This is a genomic window from Pedobacter rhodius (genome assembly GCF_027213645.1).
In the GTDB taxonomy this organism is placed as follows: Bacteria; Bacteroidota; Bacteroidia; order Sphingobacteriales; family Sphingobacteriaceae; genus Pedobacter; species Pedobacter rhodius.
The window spans coordinates 876,848-888,796 of record NZ_JAPWGL010000003.1; the positions used below are offsets into that span (position 1 = coordinate 876,848).

7 protein-coding genes are annotated in these 11,949 nt (G+C 36.2%); all 7 read left to right on the forward strand.

From position 1 onward, the window contains the following. Positions 1-80: 80 nt before the first annotated feature. Positions 81-665, forward strand: coding sequence for a Holliday junction branch migration protein RuvA (gene ruvA / locus O0931_RS13920; RefSeq protein WP_269416181.1), 585 nt, complete (start codon positions 81-83; stop codon positions 663-665). Between the two features lie 12 nt (positions 666-677). Next, a complete protein-coding gene (sov, locus tag O0931_RS13925) occupies positions 678-7,856 on the forward strand; it encodes a T9SS outer membrane translocon Sov/SprA (protein WP_269416182.1) in 7,179 nt (2,392 codons plus the stop codon). A 332-nt stretch (positions 7,857-8,188) separates the two neighbouring features. After that, positions 8,189-8,452 carry a hypothetical protein gene (locus O0931_RS13930; protein WP_269416183.1) on the forward strand — a complete coding sequence of 88 codons (264 nt, stop codon included), beginning with the start codon at positions 8,189-8,191 and terminating at the stop codon, positions 8,450-8,452. A gap of 11 nt (positions 8,453-8,463) precedes the next feature. Next, the gene (locus O0931_RS13935; RefSeq protein ID WP_269416184.1) at positions 8,464-8,700 is read left to right on the forward strand and encodes a hypothetical protein; all 237 of its coding nucleotides are present in this window, start codon (positions 8,464-8,466) and stop codon (positions 8,698-8,700) included. Positions 8,701-9,754: 1,054 nt separating this feature from the next. After that, the gene (locus O0931_RS13940; protein WP_269416185.1) at positions 9,755-10,183 is read left to right on the forward strand and encodes a hypothetical protein; all 429 of its coding nucleotides are present in this window, start codon (positions 9,755-9,757) and stop codon (positions 10,181-10,183) included. A gap of 942 nt (positions 10,184-11,125) precedes the next feature. Continuing rightward, positions 11,126-11,506 (forward strand): glycine cleavage system protein GcvH, encoded by a 381-nt coding sequence (gene gcvH, locus O0931_RS13945; protein ID WP_269416186.1) that lies wholly within the window; start codon positions 11,126-11,128, stop codon positions 11,504-11,506. A 10-nt stretch (positions 11,507-11,516) separates the two neighbouring features. Then, positions 11,517-11,915: a VanZ family protein gene (locus O0931_RS13950; protein ID WP_269416187.1), complete on the forward strand. Its 399-nt coding sequence runs from the start codon at positions 11,517-11,519 to the stop codon at positions 11,913-11,915. Positions 11,916-11,949 lie beyond the last annotated feature (34 nt).

Here is an 11,949-nt window from a genome sequence, read left to right on the forward strand (position 1 = left end):
TGATAAATCTGAAGTTGTAAATCATGGAATTATTCTAAAATTGTAATCCGATAGCTATCGGATCTAAAACCGTAACTCAAATGTACGCCTATATTGATGGTAAATTAACATTTAAAAACCCGGCATACGTTGTGGTTGAAGCCGGAGGTATAGGCTATCATATTAATATTTCCTTAAATACATATAGCAGTCTTGGCGATGCCGAAAGGTGCAAATTGTATACCTGGCTGCATGTTAAGGAAGATGCACATACCTTATATGGCTTTGCTGATGAGGGCGAGCGCCGTTTATTTTTACACTTAATTTCTGTGTCGGGTATCGGGCCTAATACCGGGCGAATGATATTATCTTCTATCACACCTGTAGAAATACAAACTGCAATTGTTAAAGCCGATTATCCTTTAATACAGCGGATTAAGGGACTGGGTTTAAAAACTGCACAACGATTGGTTTTAGAATTGCAGGATAAATTAAAAAAGGAAGGGGCAGACTCATTAATTTATATGCCTCAACACAATACCGTTAAAGATGAAGCGTTATCAGCATTAGTAATGCTCGGTTTCGCCAAACAAACAGCCGAAAAAACTATCGATCAGATTTTAAAAGTAACAGAAGGAACGCTATCGGTAGAGCAGCTAATTAAACAAGCTTTGAAAAATTTATAGATCTAACCGCCTTTGAAGAGAATATCTACCCTACTGATTCTCATCTTAATTTTATTTGCTGCTAAAAACGCCTCATCACAGGTGGTTACAGGCAAAGCAGATACTGCTGTGTCTAAAAATAACTTCAGCCTGCGCGAAAAACAACTTCTTGGATTAAGCCCGACCACCAACCCCTTTTACCCACTACCAAATGGTATAAAAAGAGTTGTAGAATATGACGCAAAAAATAAGCGTTATATTGTAAAAGATCTTATTGGCGATAAATATGTAACCAATACCCAATATTTAACGGTTGAAGAATATCAACGCCTGGTCAACAGCGAAATTAAAAGAGGCAATTGGCGCAGCATTTCCAATGCCGAAGTAAGCGATTTTCGTAACACCGGAATTATTCCGCAGATACAGATAAACAGTAAGGCTTTCGAAAAATTATTTGGTGGTACAACCATTGACATTCAACCGCGTGGTGAAGCCGAACTAACTTTTTTAGGGCGTGTTAATAAAAATGAAAATCCTCTTTTTAATGAAAGGCAAAGGGTTCAAACCAATTTTGACTTTAACCAGCGGATTCAGATGGATTTGGTGGGTAACATCGGTACGAAGTTAAAAATAAAGACTAACTATAATACGGAAGCCCAATTCGATTTCGAAAATCAGATTAAGTTGGATTATACCGGCGGACCAGATGACATCATAAAAAAAATAGAAGCCGGTAACGTAAGTCTGCCACTTAATACAAGTCTGATTACGGGAACACAAGCCCTCTTTGGCTTAAAAACACAATTGCAATTCGGAAAACTGAACGTAACCAGTGTTTATACGCAGCAGAAATCTCAATCGCGGGAAATAAAAATTACAAATGGCGCTCAATCAAACGAGTTTCGTTTAAGTGCCGATAATTATGAAGCAAACCGGCATTATTTTTTATCGCAGTATTTTCGCAATAACTATAACAAAAACCTGGCGAATGCACCGGTTATCACCTCACCAATTCAAATTACAAAAATTGAAGTCTGGATAACCAATAAATCAGGCAGCACAGTCGATTCGAGAGATGTACTTGGGTTTCTCGATTTAGGAGAGAATGTACCCTACAATACTGCTCAAATTACCGGTGGTGGCTCAGCCTTACCGGCCGGAACAACTGCTACAGGCTTTCCGCAACAGTCGAATAATTTATTACAGAATTTACCTCCCGGTGGGAGATTTACAAATTCTAACGATATCATTTCTTATTTTCAGGCAAACGGCGCTACGGATAACTTTGCCAAACTTACTTATGCCAGAAAATTAACTGAAAGGGAATTTACATTTCAACCGCAGCTGGGTTATGTCTCTTTAAATAATGCATTAAATTCTGATGAGGTTTTAGCCGTTGCTTATCGATATACGTACAATGGCGTAGAATATCAGGTTGGTGAATTTTCTACAGATGTAACTTTCGATGCTGCAAATCCAAAGGTTTTGTATGCAAAGTTATTGAAGAACGAAACCACAAAGATCAATCTGCCAACCTGGGATTTGATGATGAAAAACATTTACTCCATCGGTGGTTATCAGATCAGCAGCCAGAACTTCAGGTTAGATATTTACAGAATCGACAATGAAACCGGTGTAGAGAACCCGGTAATGACCGAAGGTCAGAATACCGCGAATAAACAATGGATAAACCTGGTCGAATTCGACAGGTTAAATCAACAGAATGAAAGAAAATCGGATGGCGTTTTTGACTTTGTTCCGGCAAATAATGCCTTTGGTTCAGCTACAAATGCCTACACGGCAAATAGTTCGAGTACCTTTGGTTCTAATCTTTCAGGTGCTGGGCTAGCATCTTTAATCACCAATACCAATACAGGTTATATCACAATCGATCCCGCAAACGGGCGTATTATTTTTCCGATTATCGAGCCTTTTGGTAAAGATTTAGCGAATAAGTTTTTACCGTCTGAACAGACGTTGATTGATAAATATACGTTCACGGCCTTATACGATTCAACTCAAAACATTGCCAAACAATTATTTCAAAATAAAAACAGGTACATCATTAAAGGGAACTATCAATCGGATGTATCATCAGAATTCAGCTTAAATGCCATTAATGTACCTGAAGGATCGGTTAAGGTTTTTGCCGGTACGATGCCTTTAACCGAAGGAGTGGATTTTACAGTAGATTATCAGGGCGGACGAGTTAGCATTATTAACCAGGCACTTTTAACTTCCGGCCAGCCAATTAGGATTACGACTGAAAATAACGAACTTTTTGGCTTACAGCAACGCTCGCTATTTGGAACGAGGTTAGATTATCGTGTAAACAACAAACTGAATCTCGGTGGTACAATCATGAACCTTACGGAGAAGCCTTTAACTCAAAAAGTAAATCTAGGTGAAGAACCAATTTCAAATACCATCTGGGGTGCCGATATAAATTATAGTTCTCCATCCAGATTTTTAACAAAACTGGTTGATAAAATTCCACTCATTTCTACTAAAGTTCCATCGAGTGTTACCTTTTATGGCGAATTTGCACAATTAATCCCTGGCCATCCGAGCGCGTTAAATTTTGCGGGAAGTAAAAACGGTGTCAGCTATCTTGATGATTTTGAAGCCTCCAGGTCAGTTATTGATTTAAAAAGCGCTATTTCGTGGCAATTATCCGGTACGCCCCAGTTATTTTCAGAGTCGCAGTTAATTAATGATTTGGCTTACGGATATAATCGCGCAAGAGTGGCATTTTATAATATCGATCCGACTTTTTACAATTCTTCAGCAACAACGACACCGGCTAATATTCGGAACAATCGAAATGAACTTTCTAACCACTATGTAAGAGAGGTTATTGAACAAGAGGTTTTTCCTTTTAAACAAACCGCAACCGGCCAGGCTTTAAATATTACAACACTTGATGTTGCCTATTATCCAACCGTTCGGGGGCCATATAATTTCAGAACAACTGGTTTTAACAGAGATGGTACCTTGTTAAATCCGCGAAATAATTGGGCCGGCTTTCAGCGCAAAATAGAAACGAACGATTTTGAGGCATTAAATATCGGCTTTATCGAATTTTGGGTGATGGACCCATTTATTTATAAGCCAAATTCTGCCGGTGGCGATCTCTATTTTAACCTTGGAAACATTTCCGAAGATATTTTGAAAGACGGGAGAAAATCTTTAGAAAACGGACTTCCGGCAAACGATGACCCAACAAAATACGATGAAACAGCCTGGGGGCGTGTGCCAAAATTGCAGCCTGTTGTTCAGGCTTTTGATAATAGTCCGGATGCCCGTAAAGCGCAGGATGTTGGTTTAGACGGACTATCTAATGAAAATGAAAGGGCGAAGTTTGCCGCTGCCATCAACACCATTAAAAGCCAGTTAAGTTCTGCTGCCGCTACTTTAATAGATGCCGATCCGTCGTCAGATGATTATACTTATTTCAGAGGCCCTGCACTTGACCAAATTAATGCAGGGATTTTAAAACGGTACGAAAAATATAACGGCCCGGAAGGAAATTCCAAAACTGCTCAACAATCCCAGGATGCATTAGGAATCGAGAATTCTGCTTCAACCTCCTTACCTGATGGCGAAGATATTAATCGCGATAATAATATGACGCAAAGCGATGAATATTTCCAGTACAAATTTTCGATGCGCCCGGCAGACCTGGTTGTTGGACAAAATTTTATTACGGATAAGGTAACATCGCAGGTTAAATTGGCTAATGGAAATACGCAGGCCGTTTCGTGGTATCAGGTAAGAATTCCAATTGGCGACTATCAGCAAAAAGTTGGGGGCATTCAGGATTTTAAATCCATCCGTTTCTTCAGAATGTTTATGACAAATTTTGCGGATACGGCAGTAATGCGATTTGCAAAACTGCAACTGATAAGAGGCGAGTGGAGAGAATTTAATGCTAATAATGCCTCAGATCAGGTTATTGTCGATCCTTCTTTGCCGTTGCTAACCCCGGATAATTCGACAATAGAGGTATCAACCGTAAATATTGAAGAAAATGGAAAGCGTTCACCGATTCCTTATGTTACCCCACCGGGTATTATTCGTGAAAGAGATTATAGTAATTACAGGGGAGATACACGCTTAAATGAGCAATCTCTTTCAGTAACTGTAAAAACCCTGAGAGACGGTTATGGAAGAGCCGCATTTAAAACGTCGTATAGCGATTTCCGATCTTACAAACATTTAGAAATGTTTGTCCATGCAGAAGCCGTTAATAATCAAATTTTGAACGATGGAGATGTTGCGGCATTTCTGAGAATCGGTACAGACAACCAGGATAATTATTATGAATATGTGATGCCGCTTAAGGTAACCTCACCCGGTACCACAGATCCTGATGCCATTTGGCCTGAAGCAAACCGGATGGATATCGACCTGCTTTTATTTCAGAATGCTAAACTTGCCCGTAATTCGGCTAAACTGGCAAACGGTCAGCCATGGCCTATAAATATTCCCTTTACCTATTCAGATGGTGTAAGAACAATTGTTGTTAAAGGACAACCGGATATGAGTAAAGTGAGGGTTTATATGCTTGGTGTTAAAAACCCACTGAGAAGCCAGGTAAATCCGGAGGGAGATGATGGACTCGACAAAAACGTATTGGTTTGGTTTAACGAACTGAGGTTAACTGAATTTGATGAAAGTGGGGGCTGGGCAGCTACCGGAAGATTAAACCTGAAGCTTGCAGATTTTGCAGATGTAAATATCTCAGGAAGCAAATCTACCATTGGTTTTGGTTCCATCGATTCGAAAGTAAGCGAACGCAACCGTTCGGATAATACGCTTTTGGATGTTTCTTCTTCAGTTGAACTGGGAAAATTCCTTCCTCAGAAATCAGGCGTGAAAATACCGATGTATGTAAATTATTCTAAACAGGTAGCAACGCCGCAATATAATCCGAAAACGCCTGATATAGAACTTAAAAACGCTTTAAAACAAGCTACAAAAGAACAAAAAGATTCCATTTTAAATTTTGCACAAGATTATACGGTTAGAAGGGGGATTAACTTTACCAATGTTCGTAAAGAACGTACAAATAGCAGTAAGCCGGTGAGGCTCTGGGATATTGAGAATTTCTCTGCGAGTTATGCCTATACCCAGTATAACCATCGCGATTTTATCAACCAAAGTAGTATTCAGAATAACTACAGAGGTTCGCTGCAATACAGCTATTCTAAAGAAGCAAAGAGTTATGCGCCTTTTGAAAAAATTATAAAATCAAATATGCTGGCCATTCTGAGGGATTTTAACTTCAGTATTTTACCCAGCGCAATTAATTTCAGGATTGACGTAGATCGTATTTACTCAGAAAATACCTTGAGGAATAACGATCCGAATAATTCCATTCCACTGCTGCAGAGTGGCTACGCAACCACGTTCAATAAGAATTTTAGGATGAGCCGGGTTTATGGAATTGCCTGGAATTTAACCAAATCGCTGCAATTGGATTTTAATGCGACTAATTATTCGATTATTGATGAGCCGGATGGAAGAATTGAAGGCTTAAAACGCGATACCGTTTGGGAAAATTTAAAACGTTTAGGGCGCACGACCGATTATAACCACAATTTGAATGTAACCTATGCCGTACCGATTAATAAAATTCCTGGTTTAAACTGGATTACTTTATTAACTAAATATGGAACAAACTTTAACTGGCAAACGGAACCATTATCTACGCTGGTAGATCCAACAATCAACCTGGGTAATACGATTCAAAACAGCAGAAATATTCAAGTCAATCCAACACTAAATTTAACTACGCTTTATAATAAATTTGGCTTTATAAGAAATGCCTCGAATAATCAGGAAGGGGGGAAAGCTAAGAATTTCTTCATCAATCTGGTAACCAGTTTAAAAAATGTCAACATAAATTATGTACAAACAAAAGGTATATTTTTACCCGGCTATCTGCCAAAAACCAAATATTTTGGTATTGATAATGTTAGCGGCGCTCCGGGATTAGGTTTTGTTTTTGGTAGCCAGCGCGATATTCGTGATATGGCTCTAAATAATGGCTGGTTAACGACTGACACTTTACAATCGCAAATGTATGTAAATACCCTGCGTGAAGATTTTCAGTTAACCGGACAATTAGAACCGATTAAAGATTTACGAATCACTTTACGGGCAAACCGGGCACAAACCAGGAACTTCTCCACCAATTTCAGGTATGTGGCCAGTGTTTCTTCTTTCGAAAATTTAAGTGCTATAACAACGGGCGATTACAGTATTTCTTACATTACACTGGGTACAGCATTTAAAGAAAGTAATGCAAATACGGTCTCTACCTTATACAACACATTTATGTCTAATAGATTAATCATCTCTCAAAGGTTAGGTGCAAGAAATCCTAATTCAGCGGGTTTGACTAACGGATATGCCGATGGTTATGGTAAAGAAAGTCAGGATGTAATTATTTCTGCTTTCCTTGCCGCTTATTCGGGTAAAGATGCCGGAAGTTCATCAATGAATTCTTTTCCGAGAATTCCTTTGCCAAACTGGAGCTTAACTTATAGCGGCCTAACAAGTATTCCTTTTATTGCCGATAGATTCTCTTCTGTTGATATTAAACATGGTTATCGTTCCGCTTATAATATAAACGGATTCAATTCACTGCTTCGTTATCAGGAAAATAATGGGTTTTCCAGTGCCAGAGATGCTAATAATAACTTTCTGCCTCAATATCAATTTGCTCAAGTTACCGTCTCCGAATATTTTTCGCCTTTGGTTGGGATAGATACAAGATTAAAAAATAACCTGACGGCTACCTTTGAATTAAACCGTTCGCGTTTATTGGGCTTGAGTTTATCGAACAGTCAGCTGGCGCAGTTATCAGAGAACAATGTCGTTTTGGGTTTTGGTTATCGTACAAATAAATTCCGCTTTCCTTTTGGCTTATTTAAAAGCTTAAAGATGGATAACAATATGGATTTTAAAATGGACGTAGCTATACGGGATAATAAAACCGTTATCTACAGAGCTGATGTAGCAGAAGCCGAAGTTTCATCAGGTGCAAAAAATATAACTTTAAGGCCAAGTGTTGATTATGTGCTGAACCAGAAGTTCAATATCAAATTGTTTTACGATTCTAACATAACTAAACCCTATACATCGCAAACCTTTAATACTTCGTTCAGCAATTTTGGATTTAGTTTAAGGTTTACCCTTAATTAAATAATCCTTTAGGTTAGAAGAACGCTGATTTATAAACGGTATAAATTTATTTATCAACGTTTAAGTTAACTCGTCATGTCGACCGCAGTGGAGAAATCTTTGGAATTACATTTCCGGTTAAGATTTTCCCTGCTTGCCACAGGCAGGCATTACGCTGCACTTCATCCGTTAGCAATCGAAAAGAAGTTTCTTAATTAACGTCATTTCTATTGATTTTATAAGATAAAATTCTATCAGACTGACATATAAAGGGATTAGATAGCTTTAAACAGGTTCTTAATTTTTGTATTATATTTTACAGAACCTTTTACTTTGGCTAATGTTATACTGGTATGAGAGAATATATTTACATCCCGTTTAATAAAGTAAATAAAGATTATTTAAAAGAAATACAGACCCTGTCTACGATTCAGTTTAAAGTCGACACTATATTTGATATGGATAAAAAATCGTTGCGTATCGAAGCTGAAAACCAAAGCCTGGTGTCTGTTTTCGTTAATCCGGTATATGCCATTATAGAAATGGTTACAGAATCAGCCCTGGCCAAAGAAATTTATGATTTGATTACTTCGCAAACCAAAAAAATCTGTAATTAATTAAGTTTATTATGATAGAAAAAAAAGAACATCTTTCTGATAATCTTAAAGATTATGTAGACTATTCAATGGAGTTAATGAATGCTTTAGACGGCGCCCCACATCATAATCCGGAAGAAACTAAAAAGGTAAATGACAAAATAGAAAATTTAAAGGCATATTTACAAAATCTTCAGTTGTCTTATAATGAAACATCGCCGTTTGGAAATTCATTGGGTAATGAGGGTTTGAGTGATATTTTATTATAATGCAATCGTTATACAATAATAATATGGTTATTGTTCCATATTATTCTAACTAGAAATTAATATTTAAGGATTAATAATCTGTTTGTAAATAAATTAATTTCTAACAGAAGGAAATTTACACTTACATCTTTAGTATTTCTTATTTTTTCCAATTTTAATTAATATTTTACTTTTATGGAAATAGTGACCGGTTTGATCTGATCAATTTACAATATGAGGGGTTGATTAGTCTGCGGGATCCTTAAATTCTCAAATGCAAGCATTTACCAAAGTAAAATTTGATGGTAGCTATTTATATAGATGCCATTTACAGGATATTTTCTTTTCTATTAATTTGTTTACACCAGATGGAGTAAAGAGGTTTCAAGATTGAGCTGAAATCAAAAAGAAGGGTGGAGGCAAAATACTCTACCACAGTATTATGATGGTTAAATGAAGATATATTTAATTCGCTATTGCCTACATGAGCTAAACAAGCCCTCTTACCTTTCGGTTAAGATAGATATATCACAAAGCAGTAAGGCAATGCAAATTTCGTGAAATTTAGAGCCGAAAACCAAAGTAGAGGCTTTGCGAAGACATTTTTATGTTTAGCTATTTAAGTATGATAAAACTGATATTTCCGGTTCTTGCATTCTATTATCAAAAAAGGTCATTTAAGCCTAGAAGGACTAAATCCATAAGGACTTGAATTAAAAGCTATGTTGTTGTTAATCTGGCGTCTCGCTGACCGACATCATCGATAGAGAGGAGGTTTACATCATTGTGAATTATAATAGGTATAATCATATCCAAATTGTAGTGTAGAAAATAGTTGTTAGTTTAACTAACAGAATATTGTAGATCTTTCAAAGCCCTTGTTAAAAGAATAGGTGCCAATAAAAATAATTTTCAGTTAGTTCAATGAATAAAGCTTCTAAATGATGGGAGCAAATGCGTTAAGAAAGGTAGGTATCAGATAATTATCCCTAAAAGGTGATTTATAAATTCTAAATAAATTTTATTGTATTAATAATTAAATATGTTTATTATTACTAAAACAAATTTTAATTCAATGAAAAAAATAATTTTAATGCTCGTTGTAATTCTGGCAATTGGAGCAACAAGCCTCAAAGCTCAAGACAGAACCTGGGAAAATGGTGTTGAACTCGGATTCAATGATGCAAAAGTACAAACCGCTAACACAGGTCATTGGACTACTGTAGTTACAAACATGCAGGTAATATACCGTGCTGGTACCGATGATAATGGAATTCCCTGGAGTGCGACATGGAATGTATTCTATGCAGGCAATGCATGGGCATGGAATCCAGGAGGACAGAATTGGGCAAATGAATATATAAATAATATTTATATTCCCGGATGTCAAGCAGCTATTGCATCAGGATTAGATGTTGACTATAATGAAGGGAAAATTGCTGGAGCAACCGCCCTATATTATAGGCTTTACAGCCTGGGGGGCGGAGCGATTCCTGAACAATAGAACTAAATGGCATCGAACTACCCCTAAAAGGGTAGTTTTGCTATAAGAGGGCTTGCAGTCTAATTAATGTTGAACGGTTCCAATGTATGCTTGGATATCTCTATTTAATCCTGTTCCAAGCCCAAAAGGTATAGGTCATTTTTTTTTGCACTTAATCAACTTAAACAGAGTCTATCGTAGAATTTTATCAAAATAAGGATTTACGTTATCTGTACTTAATACTTTTTAGTATCAAATATGGTTATGGCATTAAAAAATTGCCAACTGACTATCCTTGATATAATTATTGAAAACGTTTGTTTGACAATACAAGTAGCTCCTGTCACATTTATCAGCTTTTTCAAGAAAAAAAGCTCTTTTTTCTAATACATATGGAATGAATCGAGACAAACCATTAACATTGTCCGAAGTAAATACCATTTAGCTCGTTTTTATTTCGATTGTCATTATATTATGCAATATTGATTTTGCATCACATAATAGGTTAAAAACTTTCCGGATATAGTTGTCAACACCTATTCCAACTTAAAACGATAATTATTACCGTCCAATTTAACAATCTGGTATAAGTTTATGAGTTAAATGTCTAAATGAGATTGGTAAATTTTGGCTAAAATTAAAAATGATCTTTTAATCCTTACTGCTTATATTATTTAAAACTGCCAGACTATTAAATGCAAAAGAAGTTTCTTTACAAATCATCGTGTATGAATTAAATAGCTTAATTCAAGAATCATGTTAAACTTTATTCGAAGAAACGTGTTGGTTTAATATGGTTATATCAACGAATAATAAATGTTAACTCAACTTCAATTGCTAAAAGCAAAACTAAATCGTATTTTTGAACCTTCGAACGATAGAACGATTAAATGTTGCAAATCAGTATACGAGCTAACAAAAACAACTAAGTTTTTTTATTGACAAATAGATAATTACAAACAAATGAATTTTCCATCAGAATTAAAATATACTAAAGACCACGAATGGGTTAAAGTAGAAGGCAGTGAAGCATTTATTGGCATTACAGATTTTGCACAACGCGAATTAGGTGATATTGTTTATGTTGATATAAACAGTGTTGGTTCGGAAGTTGCAAAAGAAGAAGTTTTTGGTACTGTTGAAGCCGTTAAAACAGTTTCTGATTTATTTATGCCGGTAACAGGAACGGTGTTAGAAATTAATGCAGAATTAAATGATAACCCTGAATTGGTCAATTCTGATCCATACGGTAAAGGCTGGATGGTAAAAGTTTCTTTGTCTGATTTAGCAGAGGTAGAAGATTTATTATCGGCAGATGCTTATCAATCTTTAGTTGGCGCCTAATTCTTATATTTTGTTCAAAGCACTAAAACATCAAAAATGGGCCATCTTCTGGACCTTAGTAATTTTAGTGCTTTGTAACATTAAAATGCCTCAAACTGAAGGCGGAGGCTTTTTCTTTGAAGGTTTTGATAAAATGACCCATTTGGGTTTCTTTTTTATCTTATCAGTTTTGCTGTTTTATGGCAAAATAAAATATCAGCATAATTTTGGATTCAGGACATTAACTATTTTCAAAATTATCCTCATAAGTGTAATAATTGGTGGCGGTATTGAGTTATTGCAATGGAAAGTTTTTACTTACCGATCAGCAGAATGGTGGGATTTTGCCTGCGATATGCTGGGTTGTTTGATGGCCGTATTCAGCTATGTTTTATTGCATAAATTGAAATTCAATGAAAAGAAAAATTAGTTTAATTGGTTTAATTACACTTATCGCTTTAAGC